The sequence below is a fragment of the Spongiactinospora gelatinilytica genome, assembly GCF_003236385.1.
GTDB classification, from domain to species: Bacteria; Actinomycetota; Actinomycetes; order Streptosporangiales; family Streptosporangiaceae; genus Spongiactinospora; species Spongiactinospora gelatinilytica.
The window spans coordinates 1-18,683 of the sequence record NZ_POUA01000123.1; the positions used below are offsets into that span (position 1 = coordinate 1).

Annotated in this window: 17 protein-coding genes; 6 read left to right on the forward strand and 11 right to left on the reverse strand. The window is 72.1% G+C overall.

Going from position 1 to position 18,683, the window contains the following annotated elements; genetic code table 11:
- Positions 1-311 precede the first annotated feature (311 nt).
- Positions 312-1,040 (forward strand): NmrA family NAD(P)-binding protein, encoded by a 729-nt coding sequence (locus tag C1I98_RS42930; protein WP_199537003.1) that lies wholly within the window; start codon positions 312-314, stop codon positions 1,038-1,040.
- On the opposite strand, the gene C1I98_RS17120 is transcribed toward C1I98_RS42930, so the two are convergent.
- On the reverse strand, positions 1,037-2,275 hold the full coding sequence (locus tag C1I98_RS17120; protein ID WP_233507940.1) for a response regulator: 1,239 nt from the start codon (positions 2,273-2,275) through the stop codon (positions 1,037-1,039). The genes C1I98_RS42930 and C1I98_RS17120 overlap by 4 nt on opposite strands.
- Positions 2,276-2,453: 178 nt before the next feature.
- Here C1I98_RS17120 and C1I98_RS43945 point away from each other — a divergent pair, with 178 nt between their 5' ends.
- Positions 2,454-3,128: a DegT/DnrJ/EryC1/StrS family aminotransferase gene (locus C1I98_RS43945; RefSeq protein ID WP_233507941.1), complete on the forward strand. Its 675-nt coding sequence runs from the start codon at positions 2,454-2,456 to the stop codon at positions 3,126-3,128.
- Here the strand turns inward: C1I98_RS43945 and C1I98_RS17135 are convergent.
- Both C1I98_RS17135 and C1I98_RS17140 read right to left on the reverse strand, forming a co-directional pair.
- A complete protein-coding gene (locus C1I98_RS17135) occupies positions 3,023-3,973 on the reverse strand; it encodes a hypothetical protein (protein ID WP_111168454.1) in 951 nt (316 codons plus the stop codon). The genes C1I98_RS43945 and C1I98_RS17135 overlap by 106 nt on opposite strands.
- Positions 3,973-4,476, reverse strand: a complete 504-nt coding sequence (locus C1I98_RS17140; protein WP_111168455.1) for a SigE family RNA polymerase sigma factor — start codon at positions 4,474-4,476, stop codon at positions 3,973-3,975. Before C1I98_RS17140 ends, C1I98_RS17135 begins: the two co-directional genes overlap by 1 nt.
- Positions 4,477-4,598: 122 nt before the next feature.
- Here C1I98_RS17140 and C1I98_RS17145 point away from each other — a divergent pair, with 122 nt between their 5' ends.
- Together C1I98_RS17145 and add are read left to right on the forward strand one after the other, a co-directional pair.
- The gene (locus C1I98_RS17145; RefSeq protein ID WP_146607487.1) at positions 4,599-5,432 is read left to right on the forward strand and encodes a hypothetical protein; all 834 of its coding nucleotides are present in this window, start codon (positions 4,599-4,601) and stop codon (positions 5,430-5,432) included.
- A gap of 67 nt (positions 5,433-5,499) precedes the next feature.
- A complete protein-coding gene (gene add, locus C1I98_RS17150) occupies positions 5,500-6,531 on the forward strand; it encodes an adenosine deaminase (RefSeq protein ID WP_111168457.1) in 1,032 nt (343 codons plus the stop codon).
- Between the two features lie 19 nt (positions 6,532-6,550).
- On the opposite strand, the gene pgl is transcribed toward add, so the two are convergent.
- Genes pgl through tkt form a run of 6 tightly spaced genes read right to left on the reverse strand, consistent with a single transcriptional unit; the run spans position 6,551 to position 14,663 of the window.
- On the reverse strand, positions 6,551-7,339 hold the full coding sequence (pgl, locus tag C1I98_RS17155; RefSeq protein WP_438672089.1) for a 6-phosphogluconolactonase: 789 nt from the start codon (positions 7,337-7,339) through the stop codon (positions 6,551-6,553).
- A 19-nt stretch (positions 7,340-7,358) separates the two neighbouring features.
- Complete coding sequence (locus tag C1I98_RS17160) at positions 7,359-8,258, reverse strand: glucose-6-phosphate dehydrogenase assembly protein OpcA (RefSeq protein ID WP_111168458.1); 900 nt, start codon at positions 8,256-8,258, stop codon at positions 7,359-7,361.
- A 1-nt stretch (position 8,259) separates the two neighbouring features.
- The gene (zwf, locus tag C1I98_RS17165; protein WP_111168459.1) at positions 8,260-9,864 is read right to left on the reverse strand and encodes a glucose-6-phosphate dehydrogenase; all 1,605 of its coding nucleotides are present in this window, start codon (positions 9,862-9,864) and stop codon (positions 8,260-8,262) included.
- 39 nt (positions 9,865-9,903) lie between these two features.
- The gene (locus C1I98_RS17170; RefSeq protein WP_111168460.1) at positions 9,904-11,517 is read right to left on the reverse strand and encodes a phosphoglucose isomerase-related protein; all 1,614 of its coding nucleotides are present in this window, start codon (positions 11,515-11,517) and stop codon (positions 9,904-9,906) included.
- 6 nt (positions 11,518-11,523) lie between these two features.
- Entirely contained in the window at positions 11,524-12,627 is a 1,104-nt protein-coding gene (gene tal / locus C1I98_RS17175; RefSeq protein ID WP_111168461.1) for a transaldolase, read from the reverse strand.
- 2 nt (positions 12,628-12,629) lie between these two features.
- Entirely contained in the window at positions 12,630-14,663 is a 2,034-nt protein-coding gene (gene tkt, locus C1I98_RS17180) for a transketolase (RefSeq protein WP_233507942.1), read from the reverse strand.
- Between the two features lie 388 nt (positions 14,664-15,051).
- Here tkt and C1I98_RS17185 point away from each other — a divergent pair, with 388 nt between their 5' ends.
- Positions 15,052-16,014, forward strand: a complete 963-nt coding sequence (locus C1I98_RS17185) for a heme o synthase (RefSeq protein ID WP_438672090.1) — start codon at positions 15,052-15,054, stop codon at positions 16,012-16,014.
- A gap of 37 nt (positions 16,015-16,051) precedes the next feature.
- Positions 16,052-17,191, forward strand: coding sequence for a PrsW family intramembrane metalloprotease (locus tag C1I98_RS17190; RefSeq protein ID WP_111168463.1), 1,140 nt, complete (start codon positions 16,052-16,054; stop codon positions 17,189-17,191).
- Positions 17,192-17,204: 13 nt separating this feature from the next.
- Here C1I98_RS17190 and C1I98_RS17195 read toward each other — a convergent pair whose 3' ends face one another.
- Positions 17,205-17,897, reverse strand: coding sequence for a SanA/YdcF family protein (locus tag C1I98_RS17195; RefSeq protein ID WP_111168464.1), 693 nt, complete (start codon positions 17,895-17,897; stop codon positions 17,205-17,207).
- 13 nt (positions 17,898-17,910) lie between these two features.
- Positions 17,911-18,683, reverse strand: a 773-nt coding sequence (locus C1I98_RS17200; RefSeq protein WP_111168465.1) for a COX15/CtaA family protein, incomplete at its 5' end; no start/stop codon positions are given.

Here is an 18,683-nt window from a genome sequence, read left to right on the forward strand (position 1 = left end):
GGTCACAGAAGTCGGCGATGGCCCGCGCCCTGCACACCTGAAACGGAACACGCCCCACCACGCCGCTGAAGGCCCTGCACGTCGTTCGGGGCCCGGGCCATCGCCGACTTCTGTGACCAGGCGGTCTAGGCCCTGGGGGGCCAACAGGGGGACGCGTCCGCCGGACCCCCGCCGTCAGGTCCTGTACGGCGTTTGGGCTCGCCCGCGGCCTGCGGGGGCTTGTCCGGGCTGTCATCGACGCCTGTGACCAGGCGTTCCGGGGCTAATAGGGAAGGGGGCCGCCTGGACATCGGCATCGTATGGGCCTGCACGTGCGGACCGTAGCGGAACTCGAAGAACGGCTGGCGCGGCCGAGCGCCGGGCTGATCGAGGACATGGGCGGACTGGACGGCGACCCCATGATCCTCGGCGCCGGCGCCAAGCTCGGCCCCAGCCTGGTGCGGCTGGCGCTGAACGCCGTCAGGGGCGAGCGGCGCGTGATCGCGGTGTCCCGCTTCTCCGAGCCCGGCCTGGCCGACTCACTGCGCGAGGCGGGGGCCACCGTGGTCCCGGCCGACGTCGCCGACGAGCCGGCCCTCGCCGCCCTGCCCGACGCGGCCAACGTGGCGTTCCTGATCCTGGCCGACCTGATCACCCCGCACCGGGTGGTCGTGGACGGCCGCGAGGTCGAGGTGGAGTTCGTCGGCGGGCTGCTCGGCCAGTGGGCGGTGTGGGTACGGCGCGCGGTGGAACTGCTGGACGAGGCGCGCGGGGCCCGCGCCGGCGACGACGGCGCGGTACGGCGGCTGCTCACCCTGGACGGGCACCTCACCGACGCCAACGCCGCCATCTTCGACGTCGTGCACGGCTTCCACGGGTGCATCCCGGGCATCCACGAGGTGCTGCGGCGGCAGGGGCTGCGGGCCGGGCGCTGGTGCCTGGACCCGGCCGAGGACCTGTCCCCGGGGCAGCTCGCCGAGATCGACCGGATCTGGGCGGCCTACCCGTGGCTGCGCGACGACGACTTCGTCGCCGAGGGCCCTTCCCGGTGGCTTTCCTAGAGCGTCAGCCGGTAGAGGGTGAGCGGACGGCCGCTCGTCCCGCTGGTCAGGTTGCCGGTGCGCTCGGCGAGCCCGGCGAGTTCCAGGCGGTGCAGCATCCGGCGCGCGGTCCGCTGCTGCACCGCGAGCCGGTCGGCGATCTCCCGGGTGGTCAGCGGCTTGCCGCCGGCGGCCGTCCGGGCGTCGATGAGCTTTTCCAGGGTCGGCACGGAAAGGCCGACCCGGCGCGCGATCACCGTGAGGTTCTGCTGGGCGGGCCCGGCCGAGGGCACCGACTCCAGCACGATGTCGGTGTCGGCGCGCAGCGACAGCACGGCCGCCACCTCCCCGATGCGCCGCGCCCTGGCCAGCGCCCTGCGGGCCAGGCTCTCCGCCTCGGCGGCGCTGCGCCCCAGCCCGAAACCCACCCGGACGACCGCGTTGTGGACGGCCAGCCGGGACAGCATCGGCAGGCCGGAAAAGCCGCGGGTGGCGTCGTGCAACGGCCCGCGGGTGGTGACCAGCAGGTGGGTGCCGCCGCGGAAGGCGGCCACGGTACCGCCGAGGGCCGCCGCCTCGCGCAGCAACCCCTTGTCGCTTTCCACCTCGATCAGCCCGAGCGCGATCTGCGCGTCCTCCTGGGCCTGGCCCTCGGCGGTGAGCAGCAACTGGCGCAGCGCCACCCGCACCGAGTGCGGGGACGGGGCCAGGCGCAGCACGTGCATCTCCCCGCGCAGCGCCTCGTGCACCGAGCTGAGGCAGGTGATCGCGGCGTGCTCGGGGCCGCGCCGGTGGAAGGCGACGGCCTTGGCCGAGGTCATCCCGGAGCGGTAGGGGAGGGTGCGCAGGCCGTCGATGGGCAGCCCCGCCTCGGTGAAGGTGGCCGCCACGTCGGCGGGGGAGAGGGTGTCGATCGACAGCGTGGTCACGTCCTGGCCCTCGCGCTGGAGCCGGACCAGCGCGCTGAGCAGCGTCGAGCCGGTGTAGTCGACGAACGCCGCCGGCCGGGTGAGCGCGTCGGCGTCGCGGGTCAGCATGTAGGGCACGATCCCGGTGAACAGCCAGCCCTCCACCGCGGCGGAGTGCGCCTCCACGATCGAGGTGGCCTGCGACTCGTGGTCGTAGTCCAGCCGCAGCGCGGACGTGCCGGGCTGCTCCTCGCAGGTGGCGGCGACGTCGTCGACCAGATCGTGCGGGCCGACGACACCGATGACGATTCCCACCCGCGCCTCCCAGGGGCTCATTATTACGGTCAAGACCGCAATTCTATCGTGTGAGGTACCCGTTGGCCCTGAAGTCCCCGACCATGACCGAACCCGGCGGGCGGACCCTCGGTGACGAAGAGGTCGCCGCGGCCGAGCGGGTGATCCGTTCCGGCATGCTGAACTCGGTCTGGGGCACCGAGGCGCGGGAGCTCGAACGCGCGATGCGGAGATGTACGGCTCCCGCCACGCGATCGCCTGCAACTCCGGTACCGCCGCACTACACCTTTCGGTGGTGGCCGCCGCGCCGGACCCCGGAGACGAGATCATCACGACACCGATCACGGACTTCGGAACCGTGGCCCCCATCTTGGCGCAGAACGCCGTTCCTGTCTTCGCCGACGTCGATCCCGCCGACGGCAATCTCGATCCCGCCGCGGTCGCCGTCGCGCGGGTCCACGGTCCCGACCGGCATGAACGCCGGGCGGGGCAGCGCCAGCACCTCGTCGTTGCCCGACCTCATGTCGAACAGCGCCGCCCGCAGGCTCGCCACCGCCCCGGCGGCGATCCGGTGGCGGCCCAGCACCCCGCGTACCGCCTCCGGCGTGCCGTCCGGCCCCTCCCGGTCGGGGTACGCGCCGACCAGCACGTCGATGTCGAGGCTCACGGCGAGGTCGCCGAGCAGTGCCTCCGCGTCGAAAGCCGCCATCTCATTCTCCATGCGTCCAATATCGGTCCTGACCCTGAATGCGGCTCCGGCCTCCACGGCAAGTCCGCGGAGGCCGGGAGGAGCGGTGAGGCTCAGTACACCCGCTCGATGCGCAGGCCCTTGTGGACCTGGCCGACCCAGTTCTGGTCGGTCTTGGTCGCGACGAACCGCACGGCCACACCGTCCCGGCAGATCTGACGCCCGGTCAGCTCCATTCCGACCTTGCCGACCGGTGCGCACCGGTCGACCCGCTGCACTTCGATGCCACGGACCTGGCCGGCGGCCTTGGCCGGGTCGGATTCCAGCTTGGGGCCCTGGGCCCACACATCCCCCTGCGCGCTGTCGTTTCGTGCGAGGAACCCGGGCTTTCTGCCGTCGATCACCAGGAAGCCCTCGGCGGTTTCCTCCAGCACCAGGTCGCCGACCAGTTGCCGGAGCGTCTTCCAGCCGGACGCGTTGCGGGGCGGCTCGTCGGCCAGGTGCAGGTACCAGCGGCCGACCTGTGCGTAGGACGAGACGGAGTCGGATTCCCCGTCGGACCCGTCCTTGGCCGTCCAGATCGGCAGTACGTGGCCCTTGGCGTCCTTCGCGGTGCCGACGCGGCGGGCGCTGTCGTGCAACCGGACGGTGGCGAAGCAGCAGCTGCCATCATCGCCGCCACTGGGGGTGCGCCGGGCGCTCCAGCCCATCCCGGCCAGCCGCAGCTCGGCGGGGTAACTGATATCGACCCTGGTACGGTCGGGCAGGACCAGCGACATGATCTCCCTGCCGCCCGCCTGCCTGGTGGGCGGCACGTGGGGACCTGGGTCGGGGGGCGTCATGATCGGCACGGCCTTGTCGTCCGCGCGCGGCGGGCTGAGCGCGGAAAGGCTTCCGGCGGCCACGGCCAGCGCCGCGGCGCAGCCGGCCGCGATGGTCGCGATACGCCGGGTACGGCGCCGCCGGGACGTTGCGCGAACGCGCCCGCTCAGGTCGGACGGGTGCGCCTGGTCCGCCAGCCCCCGCATGGCGGAGCGCAGCCGCTCGGTGTCGATGTCCCCCATCAGCGGTTCACCTCCTGTGCGTCCAGGACGCCGGGCATTTCCCGGCGGAGCCTGGCCAGACCCTTGGCGGCCTGGCTCTTGATCGTTCCGACCGTGCAGCCGAGCACGTCCGCGGCCTCCGCCTCGGAGCGGTCCTCCAGGTAGCGCAGCACGAGCACGGCTCGCTGGCGCGGTGGCAGGCACAGCAGCGCCCGCCGCAGGTCCAAGCGGAGCGCGCCCTCATCCGTCCCGTCCGGATGGGCGCGCTCGGGCGCGAAATCCAGGCCGGTCTCGGTGAAGCGCCGTCGTCGCCACCAGTTGACCTGGAGGTTGTACATCGTCCTGCGCGTGTAGGCGTCGGCGTTCCCGCTGCGCCGCAGCCTGCGCCAGGCCCCGTGCGTACGGGCCAGCGCCGACTGCACCAGGTCTTCAGCCAGGTGCTGGTCGCCGGTCAGCAGGTACGCCGAGCGCAGCAACGAGGTGGTCCGAGCGCGGACGAAATCCTCGAAGTCGTCGTCGTCCATTCCTAGTCCGTCTCCTCCGGCGTTCGCCGTCCTCAGTCTGTCGCAGGTCTAGACGAGGGCCGCGGGAGAAAAGGTTGCCCGGGGCGTTGACCGAGGCTGTGGCACGGGACTAGTTTCGGTCTGTGCCGAAATTGAGCTCGTATCGGGTGGTGGACGCGCACCGGCCGGCCGGGCCGGTGCCGTTCGACGACCTGCCGGAGGATCCGCGGCCGAAGATGGACCGGCTCGGCATCGAGGCGGCCTGGGTCACCCACACGCTGAGCCTGTACGCGGACGCCCAGGAGGGCAACGACGCCCTCCTGCGGATCGATAACGAGCAGGACCGGCCGCAGGCGTGCGCCGACCTCGGTGAGCTGATGGCGGTGGGCGGCGTGCCCAAGTCCGGCCGGCTGGGCGGCGCGCTCACCCTGTGGAACCCGGCGACCGGCGAGTTGGACGTCCGCCGCGACATCGTGCCCCAGCAGAGCGTGGTCTCCCTGGCCGGGAGCGGGAACCTGCTCTACGGCGGCACGTCGGTCAACGGCGGGTACGGCATCGAGCCGACGGCCACCGAGGCCCGGCTGTTCGTGTTCGACACCAAGACCCGGCGGGTCGTGCGGTCCGTGGTCCCGGTGCCCGGCGCGGACTCGGTGAACGCGCTGACCGTGGACGCCCGCGGCCGGGTGTGGGGCCTGGCCGACGGCACGCTGTTCGCCTACGACCCCCGTCCGGGGAAGGTCGTGAAGTCCAGGCGGATCTTCCCGGTACGGTCCTCGATGTACGGCCAGGAGCGCGGGCCGGTGCTGCGCGGCGACCGGCCGGCCTACGCCTCGATGGCGGGCTCGCTGTGGCGGCTCGACCTGCGCTCGCTGAAGGGCGAGCGGCTGACCGGCGACGGCGTGTCCCACCTCATCGAAGGCCGGGACGGCGACCTCTACTACACCAGGGGCACCAAGCTGTACCGCTGTAGATTCTGACAATCTGATGTTAGATATCGACTCTATGTCTCGCTTAGTAGGGATAAGAGTGCATAGGGTCGGCCAAATGGACGTACGAACCACCGAAGAATTCATCGACGCACTGCCGAAGGTCGAGCTCCACGTACACCTCGTGGGCTCGGCCTCGGTGCCCACCGTGCTCGAACTCTCCCGCCGCCACCCGGGCAGCGGCGTCCCCACCAACGAGGAAGAACTCCGGGCGTTCTACACCTTCCGCGACTTCCCGCACTTCGCCGAGATCTACATGGCCGTCAACGCGCTGGTCCGCGAGCCCGAGGACGTCGCCACCTTGGTGACCGGCCTGGCCAGGGACCTCGCCGCGCAGCGCGGCCGGCACGTGGAGTTGCAGGTCACGCCGTACGCGCACCACATCGTCGGGATGCCCGCCGCCGAGGTGACCGAGGCGCTGGACATCGCCGCCCGCACGGCCGCCGAGGAGCACGGCGTGAGCGTGGCCTACATCTTCGACATCCCCGGCGAATACGCCGAAGAGGCCGTCAAGATCACCCTCGACCACGCGCTCGGCCACCCGCCCGCCGCGCTCATCGGGCTCGGCCTGGCCGGGATCGAGCAGCGCCGCCCGCCGCACCGGGACGCCTTTCGGGACGCCTTCCGCGCGGCCCGCGCCGCCGGCCTGCACAGCCTGCCGCACGGCGGCGAGATGAGCGGCCCGGAGACCATCTGGGAGATCATCGAAGGGCTCGCCGCCGAGCGCGTCGGCCACGGGATCAGTTGCCTGGCCGACCCCAGGCTGGTGGCGCACCTGCGCGAGACGCAGATCCCGCTGGAGGTCTGCCCGACCTCCAACGTCTGCACCGGCCAGGTCGCGGACATCTCCGCCCACCCGCTGCCCACACTGCTCGGCGAGGGCCTGTACGTCACGCTGAACAGCGACGACCCGCCGATGTTCGGCACCACGCTGAGCCGGGAGTATCACGTGGCCGCGGAGGTCTTCGGCCTCGGCGAGGCCGACCTGGCCGCCCTCGCCCGCAACGCGGTGAACTCGTCGTTCCTGGACAAGGCGGGCAAGCGGGCGATCCACGCCGAGATCGACGCCCTGACCGCGACCCCGGCCTGACGGCCCGGTACGGCAGGGCTCAGGCGACGACGGCGAACCGGCCGAGGTCCGGCGGGATCTTGGCGGCGGCGGCGCGGTCCAGCAGGAACAGCGTCCGCCGGCCGCGCGCTCCCGCGGCCGGGACCTGCATGGGCCCGGCCCCCGACAGCGCCAGGCGGGCCGCCTTCGCCTTCGCCTCGCCGGCCGCGATCACCCACACCTCCCTGGCCGCCCTGATCGCCGACAGGGTCAGCGAGATCCGCGTCGGGGGCGGCTTGGGCGAGCCGTGCACGGCCACCACCGGACGCTCGTCGTACAGGGCGGGCAGCTCCGGGAACAGCGAGGCCACGTGCCCGTCCGGCCCCATGCCGAGCAACAGCACGTCGAACGACGGCACCGGCCCATGGTCTTCGGGACGGGCCGCCCGGCGCAGCTCCCCGGCGTAGGCGTCGGCCGCCGCCTCGGCGGAAAGGCCCGAATCGGGCCCCCGCATCACGTGTACCCGCTCCGGGTCGAGATCGACGTGGTCGAGCAGCGCCGCGCGGGCGCCGGTCTCGTTGCGGTCGGCGTGCCCGGTGGGGACGAAACGCTCATCGCCCCACCAGACGTCCAGCTTCCGCCAGTCCACCGCGTCCCGCGCCGGGGTGGCGGCCACCTCGGCGAGCGTCGCGTGCCCCACCCCGCCGCCGGTGAGCACGACCGAGGCGGTACCCGCGGCGGACTGGCGGTCCACCAGACGGGTGATCAGGCGGGCGGCGACGGCCTTGGCGAGCACGTCGGCGTCCCGGTGGACGACAACGCCGGGCAGGTTCACGGTGGTGCCTTTCACAAGGTGGTTTCGCGGGCGGTCAGTCGGCCAGGTGGCGGATCGCCGCCCCGTACAGGTCGTCGGGGTCGAGCCTGCGCAGTTCCTCGGCCAGCAACTCCGAGGTGGGCCGCCGGGCGAGCGCCACCCTGCGGTCGGGCTGGCCCGGCCGGACCAGCGTGGCCAGGCGGGAATCGGACCTGGTCACCGACACGTCGCCCGCGGAGGTCGCCAGCCGTACGCTGGTCAGGCCCGGACCCTCCGACTCGGCGATCTCGATCGGCGCGTCCAGCCGCTCCGACAGCCACGCCGCGAGCAGCGGCGCGCTGGCGTGCCCGGGCGAGCCCTCCACCACACCCGACTCGACCGTGCCCACCGGCTGGTCGAACGCGGTGGCCAGCAGGCTGCGCCAGGGCGTGATCCGGGTCCAGGCCAGATCGGTGTCACCGGGGACGTAGCCCCGGGACCTGCTCATGATCGCCTTGACCGAGTCGGCGGACGCCCTGGCGTCGGTGATCCGGCGCTGGGCCAGCAGCCCGATGGGGTCCTTGGCGGGCACCTGCGGGCACTCGCCGGGCCACCAGGCGACCACCGGGGTGTCCGGCAACAGCAGCGGGCTCACCACGGACTCGGCGTGCCTGGTCAGGTCGCCGTACAGGCGCAGCAGGATGGTCTCGCCCGGCGCGGACTCGCCGATGCGCAGCTCGGCGTCGAGCCGGATCGGTTCCTCCCGCGAGCGGGCGATCACCACGACGATGCGCGAGGGGTGCTCGCGGGCCGCGTCGGTGGCCGCCCGCACCGCGTCGTACTGGTTGCTCTCATCGCAGATCGCCACCAGCGTCAGCACCATGCCGACGGCCGGCGCGCCCATCTGGTGGCGGAGCATGGTGAGCTGCGAGGAGATCTTCGAGGCGTTCGTACCGGCCAGCATGAAGCTCGTCATGTCAGAGCCTCCTCCAGACCCGCCCGTCGCGGGCCATCATGTTGTCGGCCGACGCCGGGCCCCAGGTGCCCGCCGCGTAGCCCTCCGGTTGACCCTGGGAGGCCCAGAACCGCTCGATCGGATCGAGGATCCGCCACGACAGCTCCACCTCCCGCTGGTGCGGGAACAGCGGCGGATCGCCGATCAGCACGTCGAGCAGCAGCCGCTCGTACGCCTCGGGGGAGCTTTCCAGGAAGGACTCGCCGTAGGCGAAGTCCATGCTGACGTCGCGCACCTCCATGGCCGTGCCCGGCACCTTGGAGCCGAACCTGACCGTGATCCCCTCGTCCGGCTGGACGCGGATGACCAGCGCGTTCTGGCCGAGGATCTCGATGTCGTCCTTGCTGAACGGCAGGTGCGGCGCCCGCTGGAAGACCACCGCGACCTCGGTCACCCGCCGTCCCAGGCGCTTGCCGGTGCGCAGGTAGAACGGCACGCCGGCCCAGCGCCGGTTGGCGATCTCCAGCTTGACCGCGGCGTAGGTCTCGGTGATCGAGTCGGCGGGGATGCCGTCCTCCTCGAGGTAGCCCACCACCGGCTCGCCGCCCTGCCAGCCCGCGGTGTAGGCCCCCCGGGCGGTGCCCAGCGCGAGGTCCTGGGGCAGCCGTAGCGCCTTGAGGACCTTCTCCTTCTCCCTGCGCAGCGCGTTGGCGTCGAAGGACGTGGGGTCCTCCATGGCGACCAGCGCGAGGAGCTGGAGCAGGTGGTTCTGGATGACGTCGCGGGCCGCGCCGATGCCGTCGTAGTAGCCCGCCCGGCCGCCGATGCCGATGTCCTCGGCCATCGTGATCTGCGCGTGGTCGACGTAACCGCGGTTCCAGATCGGCTCGAACAGGTTGTTGGCGAACCGCAGCGCCAGGATGTTCTGGACGGTCTCCTTGCCCAGGTAGTGGTCGATCCGGAAGACCGAGCTCTCCGGGAAGACCGCACTGGTGATCGCGTTGAGATCCTGGGCGCTCTTCAGGTCGTGCCCGAACGGCTTTTCGATCACCACCCGCCGCCAGGACCCCTCCGGCGCGTCGGCCAGGCCGGTACGGCGGAGCTGCTCGACCACCTTGGGGAAGAATTTCGGCGGCACCGAGAGGTAGAAGGCGTAGTTGCCGCCCGTGCCCCTGGTCTCGTCGATCTCCTTCAGCGCCATCGCCAGCGCGTCGAAGGCGCCGTCGTCGGCGAACTCGCCGGGCACGAAGTGGATGCCCTCGCGAAGCTGCTTCCAGACCTCCTCGCGGAACGGCGTACGCGCGTGCTCCTTGATCGCGTCATGGGTGAGCTGCGCGAAGTCCTGGTCCTGCCAGTCCCGCCGGGCGAACCCGACCAGGGAGAAGCCCGGGGGCAGCAGCCCCCGGTTGCCCAGGTCGTAGATCGCCGGCAGCAGTTTGCGCTTGGCCAGGTCGCCCGTGACGCCGAACAACACGAGCACGCAGGGCCCGGCCACCCGCGGCAGCCGCTTGTCGCGCGGATCACGCAGCGGATTGGCGCGGGCGACGGCCTCGGTGGTGGCCGCCGCCGCCGCAGCAGCCGCCACCGTCCGAGCCTCATCTGCCGGAGCGACCGGCTCAGTATCCATTACCTGTTCTCCAGAGAAAGGGTGGAAGGTCGTCGTCGGTCATTCGATGCGGGCGGCGGCGAGCAGGTGGGCGACGCCCGCCACGCGGTCGGTGAGGTGGAGGCGGACGACCGGGCGGCCGCGGCCGGACAGGGCGCCGAGGTCGCCGAGAGCCTGGGCGAGTTGCAGGCGGCCCAGGGTGTACGGCTTGCCCGGGACCTCGACGTCGTCGGTGACCGCGCCGGTGATCTGCAGGAACACGCCGTTCTGCGGCCCGCCCTTGTGGTACTGGCCGGTGGAGTGCAGGAAGCGCGGCCCCCACCCGAAGGTCACCGGCCGGTCGGTGCGCATCGAGAGCAGCGCCCGGAGGGTCGCCGGGTCGCGCGCCGTCCAGGCCTCGGTGAGCTGGTCGAGCGAGGCGTCCTCCGGCTGGGCCACGTCGAACGCGGCCCAGCGGTCCAGGTAGGCCAGCACCGCCAGGTAGCCGTCATCGGGCACGGCCGACAGCAGGCCGGTGAGCACGTCCGACAGGTCGCCCGGCTCGTCGGGCACGGCGCCGTACACCTCCACCGGGCCGTCCACCAGGAGCGGCTTCTCCTCGCCGAACCCCGCCGCAAGGATCGCCGCGGTGTTCTGCTTGGACTCGGCCACGTTGGGCTGGTTGAACGGGTCGATGCCGAGCAGCCGCCCGGCCACCGCCGTGGCGTACTCCCAGATCAGGAACTGCGCCCCGAGCGGGCCGTCCACGCGCACCCCGCCATCGCCGCCGATGCCGGCCACGAACTCGTCGGGTGCGCCGGTCGGGTCGCCGCCCACCACCGGCAAGATGCCCTTGCCGTCCTTGCCGGTGGACTCGGCGATGAGCTGCTCGATCCAGTCGGGCAGCCCGTTGATCTCCGAAAGGCGGTCGTCCAGCAGCAGCTTGTCGCGGCCGGACAGGGCGGCCTGGCCGAGGGCCGCCCCCAGCGCAAGGCCCGGGTTGCCCTCGCTCGCGCCCAGCGAGTCGTGCATCGCCTGCGCATCGTCGAGCAGCCGGGCGACGTCGGCGCCCGCGAGCGCGCTCGGCACCAGGCCGAACGCGCTCAGCGCGCTGTAGCGGCCGCCCACGTTGGGATCGGCCAGGATGACCTGGTAACCGGCCTCGATCGCGCTCTGCTCCAACGGCGACCCCGGGTCGGTGACGACCACGATCCGGTCGGCCGGGTCGATCCCGGCGTCGCGGAACGCCTTCTCGTAGATCCGGCGGTGGCTGTCGGTCTCGATGGTGCCGCCGCTCTTGCTGGCGACCACGACGATCGTGCGGTCCAGCCGGTCGGTCAGCGCCCTGCGGACCTGGCCGGGGTCGGTGGTGTCCAGCACGGTCAGCGGGACGTCGGCCGTGGAGCAGATCACCTCCGGCGCCAGCGAGGAGCCGCCCATTCCGGCCAGCACGACGTGGTCCAGGCCCTCCGCGCGGGCCTTCTCCACCAGATTGGTGATCTCCGGCAGCAACTCCCTGCTGGTCAGCGGGAGGTTCAGCCAGCCGAGCCGGATCGCCGCCTCGGCCCGCGCGGCCTCGCCCCACAGCGTGGGGTCACCGGCCGCGAGGGCCTGCGGCACGCCTTCGGCCGCGAGCGCGCGTACGGCGTCGTCCGCGCGCCCGGCCTCAGCGTCGTCACCGAATGTCACCGTCATTGGGCTTCACGCCTTCTTAAGCTCGGCCGCCACCGTGTCGATCAGCTCGTTCCAGGACGCCTCGAACTTCTCCACGCCCTCGTCTTCGAGCACCCGCACGACGTCGTCGTAGTCGATGCCCGCCTCCTTCAGGGCCGCCATGGTGTCCCATGCCTGCTCGTAGTAGGGGCGGACGGTGTCACCATCGATCTTGGCATGGTCGCCCACCGCGTCGAGGGTCTTTTCCGGCATGGTGTTGACCACACCGGAGGTGACCAGCTCATCGACGTAGAGGGTGTCGGGGTAGTCGGGGTTCTTCGTGCCGGTGGAGGCCCACAGCGGGCGCTGCGGCTGGGCCCCCGCGGCGGCCAGCGCCTGCCACCGCTCCGAGGCGATGACCTCCTCGAAGGCGGCGTAGGCCAGCCGCGCGTTGGCCACGGCGGCCCGGCCGCGCAGAGCCCGCGCGGCGTCGGTGCCGGCCGCCTCCAGGCGCTTGTCCACCTCGGTGTCCACCCGGCTGACGAAGAACGAGCCGACCGAGGCGATCCGCGACAGGTCCAGGCCCTTGGCCTTGGCCGCCTCCAGCCCGGTCAGCCAGGCGTCCAGCACGGAGCGGTAGCGCTCCAGCGAGAAGATCAGCGTCACGTTGACGCTGATGCCCTCCGCCAGCGCCGCGGTGATGGCGGGCAGGCCCTTCACCGTCGCGGGGATCTTGATGTACAGGTTGGGCCGGTCCACCAGCCACCACAGGGCGCGAGCCTCGGCGACGGTCCGCTCGGTGTCGCGCGCCAGGCGCGGATCGACCTCGATGGACACCCGCCCGTCCAGGCCCGCCGTGGCGTCGTAGACCGGGCGTAGCACGTCGCACGCCCAGCGGATGTCATAGGTGGTGACGGCGCGCACGGCCTCGCCCACGTCGACGCCGCGGACCCGCAGGTCGTGCAACTGCCCGTCGTAGGCGTCGCCCTTGCTCAGCGCCGAGGCGAAGATCGTGGGGTTGGACGTGACCCCCACCACGTTCTTGTCGCGTACCAGGTCTGCCAGGTTGCCACTGCGCAGCCGCTCGCGGCTGATGTCATCGAGCCAGATGGCCACGCCGTGGCCGGCCAGCCTCTGCAGAATCTCGCTCATCATCAGTTTCCCGTCGTCTCGCCCTTGTCGGCACCGGTCCGTGCGAGGCTCGCGTTCGCCGCGGCCACCACCCGGTCGGCGGTCAGGCCGAACTGCTCGAACAAGGTCCGGTACGGTGCCGAGGCACCGAAGTGCTCCAAACTCAGCACTTCCCCTTCTTCACCCACGAACTCCCGCCAGCCCATGGCGATTCCCGCTTCCACCGCCACGCGCGCGCGGATGTCGTGCGGCAGCACCTCCTCGCGGTAGGCGCGGTCCTGGGCGCGGAACCACTCCACGCACGGCATGGAGACCACCCGTGTGGGGACGCCCCTGGCCTCAAGGGTGTCGCGGGCCTCCACGGCGAGCTGGACCTCGCTGCCGGTCGCGATGAGGATCATCCGCGGCCGGCCCTCCGACGCCTCGCGCAGGATGTAGCCGCCCTTGGCGACCTTCGCCGCGTCGGCGGTCTCGGCGTACACCGGGACGTTCTGGCGGGTCAGCGCGAGCGCGGCCGGCCGGTCGGTGTGCTCCAGCACGGCCTTCCAGGCGGCGGCCGTCTCGTTGGCGTCGGCGGGGCGCACGACGTCCAGGCCGGGGATGGCGCGCAGCGCCCACAGGTGCTCGACCGGCTGGTGGGTCGGGCCGTCCTCGCCCAGGCCGATGGAGTCGTGCGTCCAGACGTAGGTGACCGGCAGCTTCATCAGCGCAGCCAGGCGCACGGCGGGCCGCATGTAGTCGGAGAACACCAGGAAGGTGCCGCCGTAGGGCCGGGTGCCGCCGTGCAGCGCGATGCCGTTGAGGATCGCGCCCATGCCGTGCTCACGGATGCCGAAGTGCAGGGTGCGGCCGTAGGGGTGACCGGGAAACGCCTTGGTCTGGAACTCCTCCGGGACGAAGGACGGCTCGCCCTTCATCGTGGTGTTGTTGGACCCGGCCAGGTCGGCCGAGCCGCCCCACAGCTCGGGCAGCACCGGCGCGAGGGCACTGAGCACCTCGCCCGAGGCCTTGCGGGTGGCCACCGAGCCGCCCGTCTCGAAGGACGGCAGCGCCTCCTCCCAGCCCTGGGGGAGCAGCCGCGCGGAGATCCGGTCGAACTCGGCCGCCCGCTGCGGGTTGCCGGTCCGCCAGGACTGGTAGGACTTGTCCCACTCGTGCCGGGCCTCGCGCCCGCGGAGGGTCACCTCGCGGGCGTGGGCGAGGACGTCGTCCGGCACCTCGAAGGGCACCTGCGGGTCCAGGCCGAGGAGCCTCTTGGTGGCGGCGATCTCCTCCACGCCGAGCGCCGCGCCGTGGATGCCGCCGGTGTTGCGCTTGTTGGGCGCGGGCCAGCCGATGATCGTGCGCAGCTTGATGAGGCTGGGCCTGCCGGTCTCGGCGCGGGCCTCTTCGAGGGCGGCGTGCAGGCGCGCGACGTCCTCGTTGTAGTCATCGCCCTCGGTCCAGTCGACGGTGACGACGTGCCAGCCGTACGCCTCGTACCGCTTGCCGACGTCTTCCGACAGTGCGATCCGTGTGTCGTCCTCGATGGAGATGTCGTTGCTGTCGTAGATGACCACCAGGTTGCCCAGCCGCTGGTGACCGGCCAGCGCGCTCACCTCGTGGCTGACGCCCTCCTGGACGTCGCCGTCGGAGGCCAGGCACCAGATCATGTGGTCGAAGGGGCTCTGGCCCGGCTCGGCGCCCGGGTCGAACAGGCCCCGCTCGCGGCGGGCGGCCATGGCCATCCCGACCGCGTTGCCGATGCCCTGCCCCAGCGGGCCCGTGGTGGTCTCCACGCCCGCGGTGTGCCCGTACTCGGGGTGGCCCGGGGTGAGGCTGTCCCACTGGCGCAGCATCTTGAGGTCGTCGAGGGTCAGCCCGTAACCCGACAGGAAGAGCTGAATGTAGAGGGTGAGGCTGGAGTGGCCGCACGACAGGACGAACCGGTCGCGCCCCGCCCACGCGGGGTCGGTGGGGTCGTGCCGCATCGTGCGCTGGAACAACAGGTACGCGGCCGGGGCGAGGCTCATGGCGGTGCCCGGATGCCCCGATCCGGCCTTTTCCACCGCGTCCATCGCCAGGGCACGGACCACGTCGACCGCGCGCCGATCGAGGTCGCTCCATTCAAGGGCCGGCAAGAGTTCGCTGCTCAACTGCTTGGTCTCCGGATCTAGTCGTATGGTGGCGCCGGTTGGCGTTTCCCGCCCACACCGGACCCTAACGGGTCGAGCCTCGCTGCGCGGAACGGCCCGCCGCAGGCGTGACCGGCCCGGACGATATCCCTCTACAAAGTCGGTGAAACCCCCTGTTTCAGGACGTCGGTCCGCGCGGCGCCCGCCCCCATAAGGGGACCGGCCCTCCCGGGCACTACAGTGATTCTCCGAGCTGGCTGGTGCCCGCATTTTCCACGGATTCGCTCCAAATTAGAGGTTACGCGTTGACCCCGCACGTGCTGGAAGCACCTTGACGGTGCTGACGAACAAGCCCACGGCGGCCTCCATCGAGGCCGCCGACGCGGAGCATGCCGGATCGGTGCCCCGCACGCTGGGCGCGCTGATCAAGGCTTACGTCGCGCTGACCAAGCCCCGGATCATCGAGCTGCTCCTCATCACAACGCTGCCCGTCATGTTCCTGGCCGCGCGCGGCCTGCCGCCGCTGTGGCCGGCCGTCGCCACGCTGGTGTTCGGCACGTTGTCGGCGGGCAGCGCCAACGCGCTCAACTGCTACATCGACCGGGACATCGACGCGGCCATGCGGCGCACCCGCCGCCGACCCCTGGCCCGCCACCAGGTCTCGCCCACCGGGGCGCTGATCTTCGGCATCGCGCTCGGCGTCGCCTCCACCGTCGGCCTCGGCCTGTCGGTGAACTGGCTGGCCGGGCTACTGTCGCTGGGCGCCATCCTGTTCTACGTCCTGGTGTACTCGCTGCTGCTCAAGCGGCGTACCGCCCAGAACGTGGTGTGGGGCGGCATCGCCGGCTGCATGCCGTGCCTGATCGGCTGGGCCGGGATCACCGGCCGGCTGGACTGGGCGCCGCTGGTGCTGTTCGGCGTGGTGTTCTTCTGGACTCCGCCGCACACCTGGGCGCTGGCCATGCGCTACCGGGAGGACTACGCCGCCGCCGAGGTGCCGATGCTGCCCGTGGTGGCGACCGAGCGCCGGGTGGTCGTGGAGAGCATCGTCTACACCTGGGCCACCGTGATGTGCTCGCTGCTGCTGTGGCCGGTCGCGAGCACGACGCTGCTGTACCCCATCGTGGCGGTGGTGCTCGGCGCGGTGTGCCTGTGGGAGGTGCACCGGCTGCTGGCCCGCGTCAACGCCGGCAAGACCGGCGTGGCGCTGCGCCCGATGCGTTTCTTCCACTGGTCCAACGTCTACCTGGCGTTGCTGTTCCTGGCCGTGGCGATCGACGCCCTGCTGGTCTGAGGCGGACAGGTCGTGTCCGATCGGTTACCCTCGCCCCATGGTGAGCCGTGATCCACGCTGGGTTCTGAAGGACCGCCCTTCCTTCGGCCTCATCATCGGCCTCGTGGTCACCGGGCTCTGCGCCCTCGCGTCGTTCTCCTTCGACGTGCTCGACGGCGACCCGGTGCGCTTCTTCATCGCGCTCATCCTGGCCATCGCGCCCGTTCCGCTGCTGCTCGCCGCCGTCCTCGGGCTGGACCGCATGGAGCCCGAGCCGCGCAGCAACCTGATCTTCGCCTTCGCCTGGGGCGCGGGCGTGGCCGTCCTGGTCGCTGGTGTGGTCAACTCGCTCGGGCTGCTCTACATCCGCGACGCCGCGGGGCTGGACCCCGCCGACGCCCGGGGCATCGCCGCCACCTTCGGCGCCCCCGTCGTCGAGGAGACCATGAAGGGCCTGGTGCTGCTCGGCCTGCTCAGGTTCCGCGGGCAGGAGCTGGACGGCCCCACCGACGGCATCATCTACGCCAGCATGGTCGGCCTCGGCTTCGCCATGTCGGAGAACGTCAGCTACTACGTGGCCGCACAGGACGGCGACCTGGGCGCGCAGGGCCTGGCCGTCACGCTGGTGCTGCGCGGCATCCTGTCGCCGTTCGCGCACCCGCTGTTCACCTCGATGATCGGGATCGCCGTCGCGGTGGCCGCCGGGCTGCGCGGTCCGGGCCGGGTGCTGGTCGTGGTGGCCGGCTGGATCGGGGCGATGCTGCTGCACGGCCTGTGGAACGGCTTCGCCACCTACGGCGGGTTTCCCGGCCTGGTGGTGGCCTACGTGGTGTTGATGGCCGTGCTGTTCGTGCTCATCGGCGTGGTGGTGCGCGACCGGCGGCGGATCGTCGCGCTCATCCAGCGGTACCTCCCCGCCTACCGGCCCACCGGGCTGATCGAGCCCGCCGACGTCGCCATGCTCGCCTCGCTGCCCGCGCGCCGCCAGGCCAGGCAGTGGGCCAGGGCGCACGGCGGCAGGGAAGGTGTGCGCGCGATGAGCGACTACCAGCTCGCCGCGACAGAGCTGGGGCTGCTGCACGAGCGCGCCTCGCGCGGCGCGATCGCCGAGCGGACGTTCTACGCCGAGCAGCACGCCCTGCTGGAGTGCCTGCGGATGGCCAGGGCCCGCATGCCCGTCCCCGGCGGTCTCCAGTGAGCGGGTCTCGCGGTCATGGCCGGGCCAGTGCCTCGCGCAGGGAGGTCTGCGGCGGGCCGGTGAGCCGGGGCCGCGAGCGCAGCACCACCGCGTCGAAGAACGCCTTCACCGAGGCGGGGAACTCCCGCAGGGCGTAGCCGTAGGTGCCGACCGGCCAGGTGACCGAGGAGTCGTCGCCCACGCCGAACGGCTCAAGCCCGGCCATCCGGCACAGCGTCACCGCCCGGGGCAGGTGGAAGACCTGGGAGACCACGATGACCCGGTCCGCGCCGAACACCTTCCTGGCCCGCACGCAGGAGTCCCAGGTGTCGTATCCGGCCGGGTCCGAGACGATGGCCTCGCCCGGCACGCCGCGATCCAGAAGGTAGGCGCGCATCACGGCCGGCTCGTCGTAGCCGGGGCCGTGGTCGGCGCCCGACAGCAACAGCACCCTGACCCTGCCCGCCCGGTGCAGCGCGGCGGCGATGTCCAGCCGGCGGGCGAGCATCGGCGTGGGCTCGCCGTACCGTACGGCCGCGCCCAGCACCAGCGCCACCGGGGCGGCCGGCACCCGCTGCTCCCAGCCGGGCCGGGGGCCGGCCACCGTGCGGTGGCCGGAGCTGGTCAGCCAGGCCCAGGTGAACGGGGCGATGCCCAGGACGCTGAGCAGCACGGTGGCCTGGAAGGCGCGGCGCAGCGCCGGGCGCGACGGGCGGCGGGACGGCATGGCGGCCCGGCGGCTAGGCCGGTACGGCGTCGAGCGCGGGCTCGGCCCGGGCCGGCAGCTTGCCGCGCGTGCGCGTCGCGTGCAGCGCCGCCAGCGTGGCGATCCATACGAGTGTCGCGCCGAGGACGTGCATGGCCACCAGGGCGGCGGGCACGGCCAGGAAGTACTGCACGTAGCCGATGACGCCCTGGGCCAGTTCGACGCCGAGCAGCACCAGCGCCACGCGCCTGGCCGGCGCCGGGGCACCGGTCACCCGCAGCGTGAGCAGCAGCGCGAACGTCAGCCCGAGGACGATCCACACCACGTCCGCGTGCAGCCGGGCGACCATCTCGATGTCGAGGTCGAACCTGCTGGCCGCCTCGTCGCCGGAGTGCGGCCCGGTGCCGGTGACCACGACGCCGGCGAGCAGCAGTACACCCACGGCCGCGGTCAGCCCGAACGCCAGCCTGCGGATGTCGCGGTGGACGAGGGGGACCGGCGGCCCGTCGCCCTCACCGACCCGCGCGTACAGCGCGAAGCAGGCGGCGATCAGCCCGATCGAGATCAGGAAGTGCATGCTGACCGTGACCGGGTTGAGCGCGCTGCGCACCACCAGCCCGCCCCACAGGCCCTGCACGGCCACGCCCACCGGCTGCAGCCATGCCAGCCGCACCAGTGAGGTGCGCCGCGGCCGCAGGCGCAGCGCGGCGATCAGGCAGGCCAGCCCGACGGCCAGCACCAGGAAGGTCAGCAGCCGGTTGCCGAACTCGATCGTGGTGTTCAGCGGGGAGATCTCGGGGTGGGGGG

Excerpts from the sequence above, each read along its gene's own strand:
- C1I98_RS43945 (WP_233507941.1), top strand. The coding sequence starts at position 2,454 with ATGTACGGCTCCCGCCACGCGATCGCCTGCAACTCCGGTACCGCCGCA.
- C1I98_RS17135 (WP_111168454.1), bottom strand. The coding sequence starts at position 3,973 with ATGGGGGACATCGACACCGAGCGGCTGCGCTCCGCCATGCGGGGGCTG.
- C1I98_RS17140 (WP_111168455.1), bottom strand. The coding sequence starts at position 4,476 with ATGGACGACGACGACTTCGAGGATTTCGTCCGCGCTCGGACCACCTCG.
- add (WP_111168457.1), top strand. The coding sequence starts at position 5,500 with ATGGACGTACGAACCACCGAAGAATTCATCGACGCACTGCCGAAGGTC.
- C1I98_RS17160 (WP_111168458.1), bottom strand. The coding sequence starts at position 8,258 with ATGACGAGCTTCATGCTGGCCGGTACGAACGCCTCGAAGATCTCCTCG.
- zwf (WP_111168459.1), bottom strand. The coding sequence starts at position 9,864 with ATGGATACTGAGCCGGTCGCTCCGGCAGATGAGGCTCGGACGGTGGCG.
- C1I98_RS17170 (WP_111168460.1), bottom strand. The coding sequence starts at position 11,517 with ATGACGGTGACATTCGGTGACGACGCTGAGGCCGGGCGCGCGGACGAC.
- tal (WP_111168461.1), bottom strand. The coding sequence starts at position 12,627 with ATGAGCGAGATTCTGCAGAGGCTGGCCGGCCACGGCGTGGCCATCTGG.
- tkt (WP_233507942.1), bottom strand. The coding sequence starts at position 14,663 with ATGGACGCGGTGGAAAAGGCCGGATCGGGGCATCCGGGCACCGCCATG.
- C1I98_RS17190 (WP_111168463.1), top strand. The coding sequence starts at position 16,052 with ATGGTGAGCCGTGATCCACGCTGGGTTCTGAAGGACCGCCCTTCCTTC.
- C1I98_RS17195 (WP_111168464.1), bottom strand. The coding sequence starts at position 17,897 with ATGCCGTCCCGCCGCCCGTCGCGCCCGGCGCTGCGCCGCGCCTTCCAG.